The organism is Microcoleus vaginatus FACHB-2002, from assembly GCF_040004035.1.
Classification (GTDB): Bacteria; Cyanobacteriota; Cyanobacteriia; order Cyanobacteriales; family Microcoleaceae; genus Microcoleus; species Microcoleus vaginatus_C.
Genome location: NZ_JAMPLN010000014.1, coordinates 125,660 through 143,815 on the forward strand (window position 1 = coordinate 125,660; position 18,156 = coordinate 143,815).

Consider the following 18,156-nt stretch of genomic DNA (forward strand, 5'->3'; position numbering starts at 1 on the left):
ATCTTGCCTGTTCCTCAAAGGCTTATTGAGAACGGTGCAAGATCTAGGGTGCATCCAAGACTTATGCACCCTAAATAGCCGTTAATTCCGTTCTGCGGCTTGGATCGATCGCACCACAGCAGCCCCAGCCCGATCGCCGATCGACTTCTCCTGATCGTACCCCAACACCAGCTCCCAAGCGTCCTGCGGGTATCTATCAACCAGCGGGATCGCCACTTCATCTAACATCCAGCGGCCGTGACGCTCATCTTCTTTGATGTGCAGTTCCCAATAACCCATCGCAGCCTGCGAGAGGCCCAAACGCTGGGCGGCGGCTAGATAATTGCGGTAAGCGACAGGCCCCGCCACCTCAAAATAAGTGAGTCCGCCGTTGTAGCGCAGAAAATGGCGCTTGCGTTCCGTCAGCAGAAAGTTGTGATTAATGCTTGCGAGCACTTCCCAAGGCACTAAATCGAAGTACGCTTCTGGTTCTGTACTCATCCCGAATTCAGCCAGCATTTGAGCAAAAAAGGTCGAGTGCTTGCGGGGGAGGCGACCGCCGCCGTATTCTTCCATCAGCACTCGCGTAAGGGTACACTGAATTTCGTTGCCGGCACCGCCGAGGATGCGAGAAAGGCGGCTGGCTTCAACTAAACCGTCGAAAGAGGCGATCGCCAGCAGGTGTTTGTATCCCTCTTCAGTCATCTGTTCCCGCTGGTAGCGATCGAGCTCAGTTAGCGGAGGATCGACATGGGCGGCCGCGCGATCGCGCAGGGCTTGCTTGACATCCGGCAATTTTTGCAGCGCTGCAACGTCGATTTGCGCCAGTTCCCACTGCTGCCAAGGTTCCTCAATGCGATCGCGCACGGAACGCAAATAGTGCGATCGCTCGTTGTTGTAGCGGCGCAAATCGTCGTACCAAAACAAGTTGAGGCGGTTGATACGGTAAAGTACGCGCTGCAAGAAGCGGTGAGCGGCCTCATCGCCCGGTTCCTGTTGGTAAGCTGCTTGAATTGCATAGGCGATCGCGCTTTCAAAATCGCTGACAAGTAACGGTTTTGCCGCCACCGTCTTGTCTAAATCCTCGACTTCTAGCAAATTGACAAATTGCCGATCGGCTGCTTCATAATTTGGGAGTACGGGTTGCTTTTTGGAAAGAGTCCGCGAGTCTGAAGAAGGAAGTATCTCTATCGTGTTTTGCATGGAATCAAGTTATGCTAACTCTAATTATTGTGCTGCCTGCCCAAACAGCCAACCGTTGCAGATTGCTGAGGATAATGGCTACTTTTCTTGAAGATAGCTAATCTGTCAGCACAATACACCTTTCTATTGATAGAGATTGGAGAGAAATCACTTTGGTCACAACTGCCCCAATTCATTCCGAAAGCAGGGTGACTGAGGGAGACTCGATCAAGCTGTGCAAAGTAATTGGGGCTAATATCTGGGCATCTTTTGCAGCCGGCACTGCTTGCCGCCACGCTTTGATACCGCCTGAAAGGACAACAACATTCAGGCTAATATCCTTAATCTTATTAGTCTCATTTCCTCCAGATTCTTGGGAATAGCGAGCGACTTTTTCCAACTGTTTGTATGCTTTCACCGAGCGCCCTCCTCTGGCACAATAAAGTACAATTACGGGCTGAGGTTGATCGGATTTAACCCTAGCTTTTACAATGGATTGAATCTGCTTGACACCGAACCCCATCTCAATATCAATTAGGGGAACAAGGGGACTTTCGCCGATGCGATCTTCGGTGTATTCTTCGGGCGATCGCACATCGATCAAAATCACTGGTTTCAACTTACCCTGCTGCAATTGGGCAACAGTTACTTGTTTCGTATTTAAACTGGCGATAAAAGTTAGGATATCCATGTGATGAAATAGGGCAACTGCACCCACCGAAGCAACACTGGTCAAGCCAAAACCCATAATTACTCGCAAAAGGCGAGAATAGCGATTAATACCTGGTTTTGCATTTTCATCTAGCATTTTTCATCATCCTTGAAAATGGATAGAACATTTGTCCGACATATCCAGCAGGTATAGAATCAGAGATTCCATATTTATGAGGCATTTTTTTCGCTGGCATATACATAGTGCCAAATAGCAAATCTAACAGTGGCAACTGAACAGCAAAGTTTTTGGTGTTGATTCCGGGAATTTTACTGTGATGCCAGTGATGAAATTGTGGGGTTGCTACGAACCATTTTAGAATGCCAATTTTTAATTGAATATTAGAATGAATTAAGAAAGCGATCGCGGCCGAATAAAGAGCATAAACTACCAAACTCTCCTTAGTAAATCCCAACCAGTAAAGAGGCATAATTTTGCAAACCTGAGTAAAGAGTTGCTCGCAGGGATGCACCCGCACTGCCGCTAACCAGTCCATGTGTTCAATACTGTGATGGACTGCATGAAATTGCCAAAGCCAGGGTACTTCATGCAATAGTCTGTGAGCAATATAATATGCCATATCTGAAACGATAACTGCTTCTGCCAACTGCAACCACACAGGTTGAGAAGCTACTTTGCTTTGCAATTCCGGGTTGAGGAAATTAGTCATCAGCGACAAAATTACACTCACAACAATAGCGCCCGATCTGCCAATAAAGTGACCTGTAAAAAAATAAGTGGCATCGGTTGCCCATCCGAGACGGAATATCTTTTGCTTGTGCAAGGATAAGATTCTTTCGAGGGGAATGAAGATGCAAGCTAAGATGATGAAGCCTTTGACAATTTCTGGCATAATTTTGGTTGCAATTTACTTACTCACTTCTACTGTCCCATCACCGCAAGCTAATTTACCATTAATATTTATTGGCTCTGCAGGTGGAGTTGGGGTATCAGATTTGGCGATACATAATATAGTTAGTATCGTACTTGTATCGGCAGCTTGCTTACCATTAACAAGATAATCTGGTACTAAAAAAACAGCTCCGACAACGCTCTTTGTATCCTTTTGGACCGTGCGGGATACGCCATAACTAAATGCAGCTTTTTTACCAGCAATTACTGAATAATTGTAGTTGGTTGTTTGAGACTTAAGGCCAAGATCGAGGGCATCAAGGGAAGTTGCAAAAACACTTTTTTCGGCAAAATAAGCTTGTTGAGCGCGGAGCATTGAGCTAACATATTGTTTAGCTTCTGACTGCTTCGCTTTATTGCCACAAGAGAGCAGATTCGGTAACGCGAGCGCACCAACTATTATGCTACCCAAAGGAAAATAAAGAAAAGTGATTCTCAGTAAAATTCCTACCCATGATTTACGTTTTTTGTCAGGGAGAATCTTTTTTTCTGAAGATTCCGCTTTTTTATCGAGTGCATCGAGTTGAGGATTTTTCTTAAGCTGCATGATTGTTCTTCAAATGTGTTAGCCGATTAGTTGTCCAGCGAGTAATGGTTGGAGGAGAGGCGCGACAATATTCAGGTTTCAGGTAAATGCCTCATTGAGGTTAAACTGAATATATCACTGAGTGCTGCGGGGTATGCAAACCTCGCATATTGTGCCTTGCTTCTACTCTATCTCTATTAAATCACCAGGCTATTTGAGAACTCGACTGACTTTTCATCGACTTCTCATCGACTTTAGACATCACTGGCATTTAATAGGGCGTGTGACTATAATCGAAGAAATAATTAGAGGAACGGTAAGTTATGGCAGTGCAGTTGCTCAAAAGACTTTTCACCGTAGAAGAATACCATCTGATGGGTAAAGCTGGTATTCTTTCAGAGGGCGATCGCGTAGAATTGATAGAAGGAGAACTTGTTCAAAGGGCCGCAATTGGAACTCGTCACGCAGGTTGTGTTAACCGCATTACCCGACTCTTTTGCCGGCTTCCAGAAGAAAGGGCGATTGTGACTGTACAAAACCCCATTCAAGTCAGCCAGCGAACCGAACCGCAACCCGATCTAGTATTGCTGCAACCTCGCGCAGATTACTATTCAACCGCCCATCCTGTCCCATCCGAAGTTTTACTGTTAATAGAAGTAGCTGACACTTCAATAGATTATGACAGAGACGTGAAACTTCCTATTTACGCTCGATCGCAAATTCAGGAAGTCTGGATAGTAAATTTACAGGAAAACTGCTTGGAAGTTTACCGCCAGCCAACGGTTAACGGTTACAGTTTAATGCTGAGGTTTTGGCGGGGAGACGAAGTTTCGCCGCTGGCTTTTCCCGAATTTGTAGTTAGTGTGGATTTGGCGATCGGGTAAATAGGGATTATTTGCAGTCAAGGCGATCGCGAAAATACTCCTCATACAAATTGCATCTCGCACTGCAATAATTGCCCTCCTGTTTCACCAACCCCATACTGTTTAATTTAAACGCCAATTCTAGCCTTAATCGGACTGGCTTTGACACACTCGCAACCTCTCTCATCGCCTCGATTAATTCTGGATATTTTTCTAAATTCCACAAATGTCGGCGCAAATGGTCGCTGTAAATTCCTGCCTCGGTTGCCGCCGATTTCAGCAATTGATTTAAAGTCACATCTTGACGGGCAATGCGATACATAGCCAGCCGCACTAAATAGGGATGTCCTCCCACTAGCGCCATCATTTCTGCCACTTCTGTAGCACTCCAATTGATTCCGTGTCGCGCTGCTAAGTCTTGCACTTGCTGGGAATTAAACTCAGGCAAATCAATGGGCAACCCCACATTAAACGGCGATTTATTCACATCCAGCGGGATGTAAACTTCGGTCGAATGCACCACAATCAAACGCAATTTTTTCCAAATGTCTCGCCGTTTTGCTTCTTCGTGTAAAGCTCGCAATAACCCAAAAAAGTCGTCGGCAATTTCCGGCGATTCAAACAGGCGATCGCTCTCATCCAAGCCTAAGGTCAGAGGTTTTGAGGATTCTGAAAGCAAATACTGTTCAAAATAAGCCTTGCAGCACTGATTGCTGCCAATCAAATCGGCCAATTCCCAACACTTGGGCAACTGCTCCAGCCTTCCTAACTCTTGACCGATGCTCGCACAAAACCACTGCAAAAATGTATCTGAATTAGCGAATATTTTCCTATTGGCTAGCTGAAAACTCAGCGCTACCGTGCGAGAACCTTGCTGTTCTGCATGATGCAAAATCCTCGCCATCAAGGAAGTTTTGCCCATTTGTCTGGGTGCTTTTATGCGGATCAGCGCTCCCGGTTGGGCGATCGTCTCGTAACAGCGGGATTCGATCGGAGGGCGATCGATATAAAAACGAGAAGCTATTTCAACTTGTCCTCCCGGCAATTCTGGCGGGGCTGCTGGTAGGGGTTGAATTATTGACTGTTTGGTGCTAGTAATTACTTTCCATTCTACAGCCAATTCATGGTCGGCAGTTAACGCTGTGCGACCTTCTTTGATAATGGTTAAAATTTGTGATAATAACTTAAATGAGTCGCCAACACCGCGCCACAGCCAGGGCTGAATTCCTGCTAAATAGCTCAGTAAATCAAAAGAAAGCGGTGTATTTAATTCAAGTAAAATCGGTAAGATTGCGGGTTTATGAGCAGTTGAATTGTGCAGTTCTTTGGCTAGCTGCACTTGTTCCAATATCATTTCGCTAGCGGCGGATTCTTGGGAAATCAGCAACAGCAAATAATCGCAACCCTTTAAATATGAGGCTGAGTCGCTGCTGTTGTTAATAAAAAAGACTTCGTGGCCTCCCGCACTCAAAGCTTGGTGTAACTGCTGAGAAAGGGTGGTGTTTGAGGTCGAGCGGGCGTTAGCGAAGCGATCCGAAGGAAAGCCCTCGAAGACGATCGCCACTTTTGCCCTCACCAGCACTACCTCCTCTGGCTCTGAATTCGCGTCAAAATCGGCTATATCGCGCCATTCCTGGCCCAATCCGCGACAAATTTCGATGAAATTTGCATAATCCACAGGTTTGCCATTCAGAAAATGGCTGACAGTAGATTGCGCCATCCCTAAATCCTCAGCCAGGATTTTCTGACTGGGAAAGCCATTTCTCAGGAGGCAGGATTTAACTGCGCGAATGCACTCTTCGCGCACCCTTAGCGATCGTGGCATTGCTTATCACAATCAAAACACTGAAACCATCATAAATGCCAACCGCCCTAAAGTCGATGAAAAGTCGATGAAAAGTCGATGATTTTTCAAATAACTCAGTCACCAACTCAAATAGCCACCTGATTAGATTAGAAATAACAAGGTTGAATCCCATCAAAACGAGGTAAAAGCATTGTGTATTCTATCCTAATTTTGCCGCTGGCGTCAGCCACTAATCAACCAGGTTTCGCCTTCACCCCGCCCCTATTCTGGTTGCTGATCGGAGTTGTGCTTAGTGCGATGGAGCTATTAATCATCAAAACTCAGCCCCAAAAATACAGATTTTACCTGCTAATGATGGGAGCTTCGGCTTTAATTGAATCCTTTATTTTGTGGAGAGGTTCGGTAGCATTTCAGTTTAGTTGGGCGAACATAATGTATGAAGATTTTGACTGGCAAATCTTCTACTGGATGGGGATAGCCCTCGCGCTGAGCATCTGGATTAGACCAATTTTTATTGTTCGCAAAAAGTTTGTCATTCCCGAAGCAACCGAAGCGACAACAATCTCCGAAATTTTCCCCGGAGAAACCGGAATGGTGATTTATGAAGGGGCTTCGTGGAAAGCTCGCAACGAAGATTCCCAAGGGGCGATCGCACCCAGACAAAAAGTTTACGTTTTGCGCCGCGAAGGAAACACGCTGATTGTTGTACCTGACAGATTAATTCACATCAACAGCTAAATCTCAGTTAGCTCTTTTATGACTCGGCGATAGAAATCGCTTCTTGCCAAACAAAGTCCCTCTCTAAGAGACTAAGAAATAACTATCAACTGTCAACTCTCAACTGTCAACTCTCAACTGTCAACTGTCAACTATTTACCAGGAGATTCACTATGTATCACTATTTTTTGACGGTATTGTTTGCCATCACCGGAGTATCCTTAGCCAGCAGTGTAAAAATCGTCCGTCAAGGAGATGAGGCGTTAGTTGAAATTTTCGGAAAGTACGATCGAAAAAAACTAGAACCGGGTATAACCTTTTTGATTCCCTTTGTCGAGCAAGTCGCCTATAAACAAACTCTGCGCGAGCAAATTTTAAGGCTGTCACCGCAAGAATGCACGACGCGCGATCGGGTTGCCGTCACCGTTGATTTTATTGTGTACTGGCGCATAATTGACTTAGAAAAAGCGTCCTACAAGGTGCAGAATCTCAAGGAAGCGATGTTAAATATGCTGATTCTTTCAATTCGGACTCACCTTGCTAAATTATCTGTTGAGGAACTCTACACGGCTCGACATGAGATTAATAATGCTTTAGTGGAAGAGTTGGATACAACGACAGATCCTTGGGGTGTGAAGTTTACCAGAGTGGAATTGCGCGATTTTGCGATCGGCAGTAAAGTGATTCAGCCCACATCCATTGACCGGAAAGAAGTACAAAAGCTGCGAGCTTAAGGATTAGTATTCCCTAGTTTTCCTCGTTACCAGGCTCTGCCTGGTAACGCAGAGCCAGAGGCTCTGCCTCGCCGAATTTAATTCGCCTTGTATATACCATTTAAGGAGACAACACCATGACTAAATATCAAGAATCAAGTATTAGCAATTCAGCTTACAACGGTTGCGGATGCTTATTGCTTTTAATGGGCCTTGTAGTAATTGGCGCGATCGCTCTGCCCTCATTTCTTGCTGGCCCGCAAGATAAGACTAGGACATTTGAAGCAAAACAGTATCTTAGCTCAATGAACCGCGCACAGCAAGCCCTATTTATAGAAAAAAATACTTTTGGTACTTCTGTTGATGCTTTAGGACTTGGCATTAAAACAGAGACAACAAATTTCAAGTATTCAATTCGTGTCACTAAGAAAGCAGCATTTAATTATGGAGTATCCAAAAAAAACGACTTAAAAACTTATGTGGGCGGTGTCTTTCTAGTTCCTGCTAAAAACTTTGAGCCAAATGCTGCTAAAGAGGAAACAACTACAACGTCCATATTGTGCGAAGCTGATTCTCCCGGTACAATTCAACCAGCGGAACCCACCTATGAAAATGGTAAAATTGCTTGTGGGAAAGGCACAACACAATTGCCCCAATAATCTCACTATACGCAATATAATGACAGTCGATTACAATATCAAATCGACATTCAATTGAGATTTGCCGGACTAAAGTTTTTACTACAAATAGAGAGGATACAAAACAATGAGTCAACAAAATTATAAATCAGCTAGCCTTGCATCGAATGTTGGTGGATGCTTAGCGATTTTAATCGTGATTGGAGTATTGGCTTCGGTAGCTGTGCCATCTTTTCAGGTTAGGGTTAGGATCAACAAGCAATGGGAACCCAGAGATTATATTAGCTTAATCAACAAACGTCAGCAAGCCTATTTTGCCGAAAAAAGTGTTTTTAGCACTTCTGTTAAGGCTTTAGGAATTCGCATTATTAAAACCGAGACAGAAAATTACCAATATTCCCACCATACAACAAAAAAAGCAACATTTAATTATGGAGTCTCAAACCATAAAGATCTTAAAAGCTTTGTCGGTGGAGTTTTTGTAATTCCTGCTCCAAAAGTTGAGTCAAATGCTTCTAAAAATAAACTAACGACCACATCTATATTGTGCGGAGCTGATTCTCCTGGTACAATTAAACCACCAGAACCAACTTATCAAAATGGTAAAATTGCTTGTGCTACAGGCACCATAGAACTGAGACAAAGTTATCACTAGAGGCAATATAATGACAGTCGATTACCAATATCAAATCGGCGGCAGTCTCCCGCAAAATGCACCTACTTATGTAGTGCGACAAGCTGACTCAGAACTTTATCAAGCCCTCAAAGCCGGAGAGTTTTGTTACGTGCTCAATTCCCGACAAATGGGCAAATCCAGTTTGCTGGTGCGAACTGTACAAAAACTCTCGGCGGATGGCATTGCCTGTGCTACGATCGACCTTTCGGACATTGGCAACCAGCAAGTCTCTCTAGATAAGTGGTACGGCGGCGTCGCTTACAAGCTATTGTGCAGTTTCAACCTGTTTAACCCAGTCGAGTTTGTGGCTTGGTGGCGGGAGAGAGAGTTGATGTCGCCGGTGCAGCGCTTAGGAGAGTTAATTGAAGAATTGCTGCTGGTCAAAATTTCTCAAAACCTGGTCATTTTTATTGATGAAATTGATAGCGTTCTGAGTTTCCAAGAACCGCTAGACGATTTCTTTGCATTAATTAGATGTTGCTACAATAAACGCGCTCACAATTCAGAATACCAGCGCATTACATTTGCTTTGCTCGGAGTAGCTACGCCATCGGATTTAATTAGCGATGCAACTCGCACGCCCTTTAATATCGGTTTAGCTATTGAATTGCACGGTTTTACATTACAGGAAGCTCTGCCTTTAGCCAAGGGATTTGAGGGAAAAGTAGAGAATCCTCAAGAGGTTTTAAAAGAGATTTTGGACTGGACTGGAGGGCAGCCATTTCTGACTCAAAAGCTTTGCAAGCTGATTCTGCACCATGTAAAAAGCTTAGCTTCAGCGTCTATTATATCAGACTCAACGGATGAAAGCAAAACTGAAAATTTTACTACAAATCCATTATTAATTAGCGAGATAGTACAATCTCATATTATTGATAATTGGGAATCGTCCGATGAACCAGTACACATCAAAACAATTCGCGATCGCCTTCTCAGAAGTCAGCACCGCGCCAGTAGGTTATTAGGGCTATATCAAAAAATATTGCCACTTTCAGAACCCCCCGATTGTAGGGGCGGTGCCCCCGTGCCCGCCCTGGTAGGGGGAATCTGGGCCGATGATACTCCCGAACAAACAGAATTGCGGCTGAGCGGATTAGTAGTTAAACGAGCCGGAAAATTAACCGTATCCAACCGCATTTACGCAGCTATATTCAGCCATGACTGGGTAGAAAAAGCGCTCGGCGACTTGCGCCCCTATGCTGAATCCCTAACAGCATGGATCGCTACAAATTGTCAAGACGAATCTCGCTTGTTGCGCGGTCAAGCACTGGAAGATGCCCAACAGTGGGCGACAAATAAAAGCTTGAGCACCCAAGATTATCAATTTTTAGGTGCGAGTCAAGAAGCGGAATTTGCCAAATTGCGCGATCGCGAAAAACAAACTCAAACTGAAATTGAACAACTGCGCCGCGAAAAAAAGTTACTAGAGGAACTAAGCGAAGCACAAAAGCAGAAAAAAGCGATTGCAGTTAAACTTTGGCGCGAGCAACAACTGAGAGTGCAAACAGTTACCGGAGCCGCAGTCATATTAATATCAATCCTGATAGTAGCTTTTTGGGTAAAACCGTCAATCGAAGAAAGAAACCACAAAATTCTCACTCTCAGTTTGCTATCAGAAACCCTATTTGCTGCGGATAAAAAAGACGAAGCTTTGCTAGAAAGCATCAGAGCTGTTACAGAAATGAAACGATCGCTCGGAGTGAGTTCAGATATTCAGATGCGAGTGGCGATCGCCCTCGAACAGGCAGTTTACAACTTTCGGGAACGTCGCCGCTTGCAGAGTCAAGCGAGTACCCTCGCTTTCGTGAGTTTCAGTCCCGACAGTCAAACACTTGTGACTGCTACCGATGATAATTATATCAAACTTTGGCAAAATAATGGGACTTTGCAAGCAACATTAACAGGGCATACTAATAAAATTAGAATGGCAATATTCAATCCTAATGGTCAAATCATTGTCTCAGCCAGCGACGACCAAACTGTAAAAATTTGGCAAAAAAATGGCAAATTGATTCATAATTTAAAAGGACATAAGGGTAAAGTAACAAGCGTTTGTTTGAGTCCAGATGGTAAAATCATTGTTTCAGCAAGTGCCGATGGAACAGTTAAACTATGGAAAATCTATGGTGAAGAATTGTTAAGTTTAAAATTGCAGCGAGGTTGGATAACCAGCGCCAGTTTTAGCCCCGACGGTCAGATACTTGCTGCGGCTGCCACTGATGGCACTGTTAAACTTTGGAGTTTGAGAAAGGTTACGGAAAAGTTGCAAAAACAGCAGTCAATTGAAGCAAGCACCGATATCAAATGGCTCCGAAGTTTACAGATGGAAAGTGATAAAATTATGAGTGTAACTTTCAGTCCAGATGGAGCAATGCTGGCGACTGCAAGTGCTGGGGGAACTGCGAGAATTTGGAGCAAAGACGGCACACCGCTAAGTATTTTAAAGCATACAAGTGGATTGACAAATATCAGCTTTAGTCCCGACAGTCAAATGTTGCTATCTGCAAGCACAGACAAAATGGTGAGGCTGTGGAACATTGACGGTACATTGCTCAAAACTTTAAAAGGTAACAAGGATGCAGTTTGGAGTGCGAGTTTTAGTCCAGACGGCAAAGCGATCGCTAGTGCTAGTGCTGACGGTACGGTGATTCTGTGGAATTTTAATCTTGACGATTTATTGCAGCAGGGTTGTAATGGAGTCCGCAATTATTTGCAGACAAATCCGATCGCAAATCAAAACAATCGCCACCTCTGCGACGGGATTGGAACTCAGTCGGAACTCACGCAAAAAAAACCGGGTTAAGAGTCAAAATGTTGAGTTTGGCAGCAAAGTATCTAGACAGAAACTGGCTTTTTGACCGCCCCTGCGTCTAGGGCTGATATGGTTAAAATTGGTAGCAGCTAATAGGTAATAGGTCAGCCCGATCAGTGTATTCAACTCTAGAACAAAAGTACCAGCGCCTGCAAAAAGACTTAAGAAACGGAGTCATCGCCCTTGGGGGCATTGTATGCACGGGTACTCTCTGGTATTGCCTGGTGGAGAAATGGTCTTTGCTAGATGCCGTTTACATGACAGTATTTACCCTAGCAACTGTCGGTTACGGTGAACTTCACCCCCTCGGCAAACGCGGGCGAATGTTTACCATAGGCCTGATTTTGATGGGCGTGATTGTGATAGGTTTCATCGTCAACCGCTTTACAGAAGCGCTGATTGAAGGATATTTTCAAGAAGGAGCAAGAATTAGGCAGCAGCGACGATTGGTAGATTCTTTGAGCGGGCATTACATTCTCTGCGGTTTTGGGCGCACTGGCCGCCAAATTGCCTTGGAATTTCAGGCCGAATATATTTCTTTTGTGGTGATAGATTCGGCGGTACAGTCGGTTGAGGCTGCTTTGGCGCTGGGGTACACGGCTGTCCAAGGAGACGCGACTCTGGACGAAACTTTGGTGAATGTGGGGATCGATCGCGCAATTTGCATCGTAGCAGCTTTGCCTTCGGATGCCGAGAATTTATACACTGTCATGTCAGCAAAAACTCTGAATCCGAAGGTACGGGCGATCGCCCGCGCCACCACAGAAGAAGCTGTAAAGAAGTTGCAGCGGGGGGGCGCCGATGCCGTCGTATCCCCCTACATTACCGGGGGAAAGCGCATGGCGGCGGCTGCTTTGCGGCCTCAAGTTATGGATTTTTTAGACGGTGTTTTGACCGGTACCGACAGTTCTTTTTACATGGAAGAATTTTTGGTCGATCCCAATAGTTGTGTCTACGTCGGGGAAACTTTGAGAAATGCCAAGTTGCGATCGCAATCCGGGGCCTTGGTTTTAGCAGTGCGGCGCGCTGGCGGGAATTTGATTGTGGGGCCTACCGGAGAAACTGCGATAGAAGGAGGAGATATGCTGATTTGTTTGGGTACTGCTGAACAACTGCGAACTCTCAATCAAATCCTCAGTCCCCTGAGTTTTCGCCTCCCCCGGCCTCCCAAGTAGTCGCCCGGTAATTACCTATGAGAAATGAGAACTTCTGCCGAATGCCTTCTTATCTATAGCAGTTATTTCTTGAAGCGAGGTACGCACACGAGCCGGCCCAGCAATTCCCTTGCATGAACAGGAACCACCCATGCCCAATGCCCAATGCTCTATGCCCAGGAGCACCTCCAGAAACCTGAGAAAGGCTATATCAATCGCAGTTTAAACCCGCCGCTGCTGCTGTCGGAAATTCGATCGGCACAAAAGTCACCCCAAACTGCTCCTTAGAACACTTGACAATATGCACTAATATCGGACTAAAATTTTTGCGCGAACCCGTTTTGTCAAACTGAATTGTTCCGGTGGCTCCTGTGGCGCTAAAATTTGGATCGGCTAAGGTTTTTTGCATCCCTTCGCGGCTGGGTTGCTGCTGCATTTCTATGGCTTGAATCAGCGCCTTAGCCGCATCGTAGGTTAATGCAGTTCGGTGACTGACATTTCCTTCCCAAAGCTTGCGAGTATTCTCAAGGAATTTGCGGTTGGGAGATTTTAAATGATGCCAAGAAACTGCGGCCGCCATTTTCTCAAAAGACGGTAACTGAGCAGCAGCTTCTAAAGTTTTTTGACTGTATATTCCCCCCGTGCCGACAACCCAATTGCGGTCGAGATTGGCTTGCAAAAGTGCCATCGCATTGTTGAGAGCGATGGGGATGTGACTCGGACTTAAAACTATCGTTGTTTTCTCTGTTTGCCTGACTTCTTGTATGGCTTTTTTCACATTAAAGTCGCTGTGTGACAAATCGAATTCGGTGATATTTGCAATATTTCCTCCCCGTTCTCTAAACTGTTTTCTGAATTCTTCCCAAAAAGAGGAAGTGGCTTCGCTGCTGGTGCTGTAGAAACCTGCTACTTTGGTTTGACCTTTTTTCTCAATCAGATATTTCGCGAACACTTCAACACTAACTTTAGTCCGAGGCACAGTCCTAAAGAAAAAATTTCGGGGTTTTTCTGTGGCTTCTTCCGTGGTACTGCCTGGGGAAATTAATACTAAATGATTTTGGTTGTAAATATCGACTGTATGGACTGTCATTGCGTTAGTGTAGTGACCGATAGCGCCCAAAACACCGCCCAGTTTGACTAGGGAATTAGCGCGGGCGAGCGACTCTTCTTTTAGATTGGCATCGTCAGCAATTATGACTTGTAAACCTTTACCTTTAAGAGCTTGGTTTTTTTGAAATTCTAAACCATTTAAGTTGCGCTCTATCTCAGAATTGAATAATTTTAAATTAACTTCCGTTTGCGCTTGAGCAACTCCCCGCAAGATTTCTTTAGGCAAATCGATCTCGGCTCTACCTTGTTCGTTGGTACTAACGGGAACGATTACGGCCAGCGTGTAATAATCAGCTTTTTTAGCCTTTAATAAGGCATTATTCATGTAAATTAAAGTTTCGGGATCTTTGCGTTCTTCTTCATGCCACGACCTTTTAAAGTAATTAAATGCTTCCCGATAATTGGATTTGGCAAATTCATTAACTCCTGCTTGCTTTAATCGAGGAGTCGAGGATTTTAGTAGAGATTCTTCGCCGCAGCTTAAAGCATCACCTTGCAGTAAAAGACAAGTTTTCGGGGTAAAAACGTTGTGAAAAAAAAGGGCGATCGCACATCCGGCAATAATTCCCGCAATTGCCAACAGCGATCGGCGAAAGTGCGATCGAGAAAATCCCGAAAACCGATCGCGTTTCGGCGGTGGCGATAGGGATACGATTGAATGATTATCTTGCAACTGTTGCGGTACATTCAAATTCTGTGACAGTGGGGGCGGCGGGTATAAGGTTGCGATCGAATTCAAAGCCTGCAAAACATCAGCAACAGATTGGTAGCGATCGGGGAAGTTGTAGCGCACCATTCTGTTTAAAATCGTTTCCATGCCGGCGCTAATTTGTACCATAGGGCGATCGGGAGTCGAGTAGCGCCAAACGATATCGCCCCGCCGGGAATCTGTCAGGAAATCTTGAGCAGGAGACAAGCCTGTGAGGGCTTGAATAGCGACAATACCTACAGAGTAGATATCGCTACAAAATTGAGGATTGCCAGCAATTTGTTCTGCCGGCGAATATCCTTGCGTATAAATAGTTCTGCTGATAGTGTTTCCCGAATCAGTTATTTCCAAGGAACTGATTTCTTTGACAGCCCCAAAATCAATCAGAACTATTCTTCTATCGCAATCGCGCCGAATTAAGTTAGAAGGAGTGATATCGCGGTGAATGACATTGTGTTCGTGAACAAAAGCGATAACTGGCAAGATATCCTGCAAAAATTCAACTACTTGCTCTTGAGTCCATTGAGTATTTGGAGCGAATTCTTTCCTGAGCGGATGTCCTTCAATGTATTCTTGAATTAAATAAAAATTGTCATTTTCTTGAAAGCTATCGAATAACTGTGGAATGCGCGAATGTCCGCCCAATCGGCGCAAAGCTCGAACTTCTCTTTCCAATCGCTGCTGTGCTTCTGGCAAGAGTTGCGGATTGCTTGGCTGCCTGATTTCCTTAACAACGCACAGGCGGTTATCCGGTATGTCTAAATCCCTAGCTGTATATGTCCTCGCAAACCCTCCCCGACCTAATTCACTGACAATTTGGTAACGTTGGCGCAGGATATCTCCTGATTGCAGGCACATAAATTTTTCGCTATTCCCTAACTGGCTGCGATATGCGATAGTTAAAATTGATTGTGCCGCATTATTACAGCGATTTCTGTTAAGTTTCTGTTAAGTTTTAGAAACACTAGCGATCGGCAAAGTAATTACAAATTGTGTTCCCTTTCCTCTTTAGCAATTTACCTCAATTGGGCCTTGATTTTTGGCAACAATTTGACAAGCAATAGCCAGCCCCTATCTGGTATTTTTGCCATCGACAAAATCCGCAATGCCATAGGTTTGCAGCATCGGACTTCAGTCCTTATTAAAATCCGAGGACTTTACTCCTGACTAAAAACCATAAAAATTGGTAATCAAATAGCTTCGTAGTGAAGAGTTCAGTCCTCCTTAAAATCCGCGATGAAATAGGTTCCTAGTGAGGAATTCAGTCCTCCTTAAAATCCGAGGACTTGCATTCCTCACTAAAATAGGCAAACCATAGACAAGTCATGGAAAAAACAAAGGTTCTACAGCATTAATAAGCTATAGAACCCTTGAAAATATATATTTTATTGCAAGCCGATGGTGGGATTTGAACCCACGACCGTTCGATTACGAATCGAATACTCTACCCCTGAGCTACATCGGCACAGACAATTTTGAATTTTAGCACAACCTAAGCGAAAAAAGCAAGGAGTTGTAGAATTTAATTCAAAATTCTACAACTCACCAACAGCTAAACGGTCACTTCCGCGTCAGTTGATCCGCCTCTGGCCCCGGAATAAACCAAACCCCGCTGCATATCCAGCGTCAGCATAGTTCCGTCCCGAATTACCCGCGTGGCATTCTTTACGCCCACCATCACCGGCACGCCCAACCGCAAACCGATAATCGCGGCGTGAGAAGTCAAACTGTCCTCCTCCGTCACCACACCTGCGGCTTTCCGAATCATCTCGACAAAAGCGACGCTGGTGTGCTCCACTACCAAAATTTCTCCAGGGTGGAAATTGCCTACATCCGCAGCAGTGCGAGCAACCCTGGCCATGCCACTCACCGATCCCAAACCGACACCGGTGCCTTTGCCTAAAACTGCTGTCACTACTTCAACTTTGATCAAATCCGTCGATCCGGCAACCCCTTGCAGAGTACCGGCGGTCATCACCACTAAATCTCCGTCGCACACTAACTCTTTTTCCTGGGCGACAGTCATGGCAGAGTGAAATGTCTGGCCAGTGGAGGGCAAATCCAGCACCAACAAAGGTTTTACTCCCCATACTAATTGCAGTTGTCGGGCTACGTCTACGTGAGGAGTAACTGCCAAAATCGGAGTTTTGGGTCGGAACTTCGAGACATTTCGGGCTGTGGCGCCGGTTTTGGTCAGCGTCATGATGGCAGCGGCGTTCAACTGTTCGGAGATTTGGCTGACTGCTTGGCTGATACCGTTGGGGATCGATCGACCAATATCCTCTACATTCCTAATATTCCGCTTAATTCCTTCCTTCTCCATCCGCACCGCAATTCTTGCCATCGTCGCCACCGCTTCGACGGGGAACTTGCCGACAGCAGTTTCATTCGAGAGCATCACCGCATCAGTTCCGTCCAGAATCGCGTTGGCCACGTCGGAAATCTCGGCGCGGGTGGGACGGGGATTGTTGACCATGCTGTCGAGCATCTGGGTAGCGGTAATTACCGGAATACCCAGGCGGTTGGAGGTAGCAATCAGCCGCTTTTGCAAAATCGGCACGTCTTCGGCGGGCAGTTCCACTCCCAAATCGCCGCGGGCGACCATCACGCCGTTGCAAAGGGTGAGAATTTCCTCCATTTGTTCGATCGCCTCGTGCTTTTCGATCTTGGCAATCACTGGTACTTGCTTGCCCGCACTGGCAATCAGTTCTTTAATTTCGAGCACGTCTTGGGGATTCCGCACAAAGCTCAGGGCTACCCAATCGACACCTTGGTCGAGGCCGAACATTAAATCTTTGCGGTCTTTATCAGTCAGCGCTTTAATTGACAGGTAAACTCCCGGAAAATTCACGCCTTTGTTGTTGGAAAGCGGCCCGCCGACTACGACGCGGCAGTACAATTCCCGCGCCGCGCGGTCTACTTTTTCGACCAGCATTTCCACTTTGCCGTCGTCAAGCAGAATCACTGATCCCTCTGGAACTTCGTCTGCTAGGGGGTCGTAGGTGACCGAAGAAATGAGTTCGGTGCCGGGAACCTGGCGGCTGGTGAGAATGAAAGGATCGCCGTTTTTGACAACTATAGAGCCTGTCTCAAAGCGCCCTAAACGAATTTTCGGGCCTTGGAGGTCTTGGAGGATGGCAACCGGCTGGTTGAGTTCAAAGGATGTTTGCCGGATTAAGCGAATGCTGCGCTGGTGGTCTTCTTCTGTTCCGTGGGAAAAGTTGAGTCGCAAAGTTGTGGCACCGGCTTCTATGAGCTGGCGCAGCACTTGTGGGTCGGAAGTTGCTGGGCCAATGGTGGCGACGATTTTAGTCCGGCGTAGGGCTTTTGGCAATTGCATCAGCGGTGTTCTGGGGAGGCAGGTGGATTTCTTGTTTAAATTTCGGCTAACGTTTCATTTTTCACTACAAGCAATGACGCTAGTCTCAAGTCTTAAAAATTTTGATAGTGGTCAAAAGAGCAGGTATTGAACAATATATAGAATATCTGACTTTTTACCGATCGGTAATTTTTTCTTGGGGATCGCTCTTTTTTGCAAATTTTTCCGCTCTCAGGCTTGACATAAATACAGACATACCCATTTATTTTATTTGGTCTGCTGAGCTCTTTTGGCTAATTTAGGACTGGTATCCTTGTACAACAGCAA

The 18,156-nt window shown here is 45.4% G+C and carries 14 protein-coding genes and 1 tRNA gene; 7 read left to right on the top strand and 8 right to left on the bottom strand.

The features are described from left to right. Positions 1–81 precede the first annotated feature (81 nt). The 4 genes from NDI35_RS14460 to NDI35_RS14475 form a co-directional block, all read right to left on the bottom strand. Positions 82–1,182: an iron-containing redox enzyme family protein gene (locus NDI35_RS14460; RefSeq protein ID WP_445313339.1), complete on the bottom strand. Its 1,101-nt coding sequence runs from the start codon at positions 1,180–1,182 to the stop codon at positions 82–84. A gap of 172 nt (positions 1,183–1,354) precedes the next feature. After that, on the bottom strand, positions 1,355–1,969 hold the full coding sequence (locus tag NDI35_RS14465; protein ID WP_445313340.1) for a rhodanese-like domain-containing protein: 615 nt from the start codon (positions 1,967–1,969) through the stop codon (positions 1,355–1,357). After that, positions 1,959–2,726, bottom strand: a complete 768-nt coding sequence (locus tag NDI35_RS14470) for a sterol desaturase family protein (RefSeq protein ID WP_445313341.1) — start codon at positions 2,724–2,726, stop codon at positions 1,959–1,961. Before NDI35_RS14470 ends, NDI35_RS14465 begins: the two co-directional genes overlap by 11 nt. A 15-nt stretch (positions 2,727–2,741) precedes the next feature. Next, positions 2,742–3,332: a type IV pilin-like G/H family protein gene (locus tag NDI35_RS14475; protein ID WP_445313342.1), complete on the bottom strand. Its 591-nt coding sequence runs from the start codon at positions 3,330–3,332 to the stop codon at positions 2,742–2,744. 302 nt (positions 3,333–3,634) lie between these two features. Between NDI35_RS14475 and NDI35_RS14480 the strand changes: the two genes are divergently transcribed. Next, positions 3,635–4,195 (top strand): Uma2 family endonuclease, encoded by a 561-nt coding sequence (locus tag NDI35_RS14480; RefSeq protein WP_445313343.1) that lies wholly within the window; start codon positions 3,635–3,637, stop codon positions 4,193–4,195. Positions 4,196–4,202: 7 nt separating this feature from the next. Here NDI35_RS14480 and NDI35_RS14485 read toward each other — a convergent pair whose 3' ends face one another. After that, on the bottom strand, positions 4,203–5,999 hold the full coding sequence (locus NDI35_RS14485) for an AAA-like domain-containing protein (RefSeq protein ID WP_445313344.1): 1,797 nt from the start codon (positions 5,997–5,999) through the stop codon (positions 4,203–4,205). A gap of 174 nt (positions 6,000–6,173) precedes the next feature. On the opposite strand from NDI35_RS14485, the gene NDI35_RS14490 reads away from it, so the two are divergent. The 6 genes from NDI35_RS14490 to NDI35_RS14515 all read left to right on the top strand — a co-directional run bounded on the left by NDI35_RS14490 (position 6,174) and on the right by NDI35_RS14515 (position 12,712). Further along, on the top strand, positions 6,174–6,719 hold the full coding sequence (locus tag NDI35_RS14490; RefSeq protein WP_445313345.1) for an NfeD family protein: 546 nt from the start codon (positions 6,174–6,176) through the stop codon (positions 6,717–6,719). Between the two features lie 152 nt (positions 6,720–6,871). Continuing rightward, positions 6,872–7,432: a paraslipin gene (locus NDI35_RS14495; protein WP_445313346.1), complete on the top strand. Its 561-nt coding sequence runs from the start codon at positions 6,872–6,874 to the stop codon at positions 7,430–7,432. A 116-nt stretch (positions 7,433–7,548) separates the two neighbouring features. Beyond that, positions 7,549–8,070 carry a type IV pilin-like G/H family protein gene (locus tag NDI35_RS14500; protein ID WP_445313347.1) on the top strand — a complete coding sequence of 174 codons (522 nt, stop codon included), beginning with the start codon at positions 7,549–7,551 and terminating at the stop codon, positions 8,068–8,070. Between the two features lie 106 nt (positions 8,071–8,176). Beyond that, entirely contained in the window at positions 8,177–8,704 is a 528-nt protein-coding gene (locus NDI35_RS14505) for a type IV pilin-like G/H family protein (protein ID WP_445313348.1), read from the top strand. 10 nt (positions 8,705–8,714) lie between these two features. After that, positions 8,715–11,528, top strand: a complete 2,814-nt coding sequence (locus NDI35_RS14510; protein WP_445313349.1) for an LpqB family beta-propeller domain-containing protein — start codon at positions 8,715–8,717, stop codon at positions 11,526–11,528. Between the two features lie 125 nt (positions 11,529–11,653). Further along, on the top strand, positions 11,654–12,712 hold the full coding sequence (locus NDI35_RS14515) for a potassium channel family protein (protein WP_445313350.1): 1,059 nt from the start codon (positions 11,654–11,656) through the stop codon (positions 12,710–12,712). Between the two features lie 190 nt (positions 12,713–12,902). Here NDI35_RS14515 and NDI35_RS14520 read toward each other — a convergent pair whose 3' ends face one another. The 3 genes from NDI35_RS14520 to pyk all read right to left on the bottom strand — a co-directional run bounded on the left by NDI35_RS14520 (position 12,903) and on the right by pyk (position 17,850). Beyond that, entirely contained in the window at positions 12,903–15,368 is a 2,466-nt protein-coding gene (locus NDI35_RS14520) for a bifunctional serine/threonine-protein kinase/ABC transporter substrate-binding protein (RefSeq protein ID WP_445313351.1), read from the bottom strand. A gap of 535 nt (positions 15,369–15,903) precedes the next feature. After that, positions 15,904–15,975: transfer RNA gene (locus NDI35_RS14525), tRNA-Thr, on the bottom strand. An 87-nt stretch (positions 15,976–16,062) separates the two neighbouring features. Further along, positions 16,063–17,850, bottom strand: a complete 1,788-nt coding sequence (gene pyk, locus NDI35_RS14530) for a pyruvate kinase (RefSeq protein WP_445313352.1) — start codon at positions 17,848–17,850, stop codon at positions 16,063–16,065. Between the last annotated feature and the right edge of the window lie 306 nt (positions 17,851–18,156).

Bases quoted from the DNA above. Each gene is read 5' to 3' on its own strand.
- NDI35_RS14460 (WP_445313339.1), bottom strand. From the start codon at position 1,182: ATGCAAAACACGATAGAGATACTTCCTTCTTCAGACTCGCGGACTCTT.
- NDI35_RS14465 (WP_445313340.1), bottom strand. From the start codon at position 1,969: ATGCTAGATGAAAATGCAAAACCAGGTATTAATCGCTATTCTCGCCTT.
- NDI35_RS14470 (WP_445313341.1), bottom strand. From the start codon at position 2,726: ATGCCAGAAATTGTCAAAGGCTTCATCATCTTAGCTTGCATCTTCATT.
- NDI35_RS14475 (WP_445313342.1), bottom strand. From the start codon at position 3,332: ATGCAGCTTAAGAAAAATCCTCAACTCGATGCACTCGATAAAAAAGCG.
- NDI35_RS14480 (WP_445313343.1), top strand. From the start codon at position 3,635: ATGGCAGTGCAGTTGCTCAAAAGACTTTTCACCGTAGAAGAATACCAT.
- NDI35_RS14485 (WP_445313344.1), bottom strand. From the start codon at position 5,999: ATGCCACGATCGCTAAGGGTGCGCGAAGAGTGCATTCGCGCAGTTAAA.
- NDI35_RS14495 (WP_445313346.1), top strand. From the start codon at position 6,872: ATGTATCACTATTTTTTGACGGTATTGTTTGCCATCACCGGAGTATCC.
- NDI35_RS14500 (WP_445313347.1), top strand. From the start codon at position 7,549: ATGACTAAATATCAAGAATCAAGTATTAGCAATTCAGCTTACAACGGT.
- NDI35_RS14505 (WP_445313348.1), top strand. From the start codon at position 8,177: ATGAGTCAACAAAATTATAAATCAGCTAGCCTTGCATCGAATGTTGGT.
- NDI35_RS14510 (WP_445313349.1), top strand. From the start codon at position 8,715: ATGACAGTCGATTACCAATATCAAATCGGCGGCAGTCTCCCGCAAAAT.
- NDI35_RS14520 (WP_445313351.1), bottom strand. From the start codon at position 15,368: ATGTGCCTGCAATCAGGAGATATCCTGCGCCAACGTTACCAAATTGTC.
- pyk (WP_445313352.1), bottom strand. From the start codon at position 17,850: ATGCAATTGCCAAAAGCCCTACGCCGGACTAAAATCGTCGCCACCATT.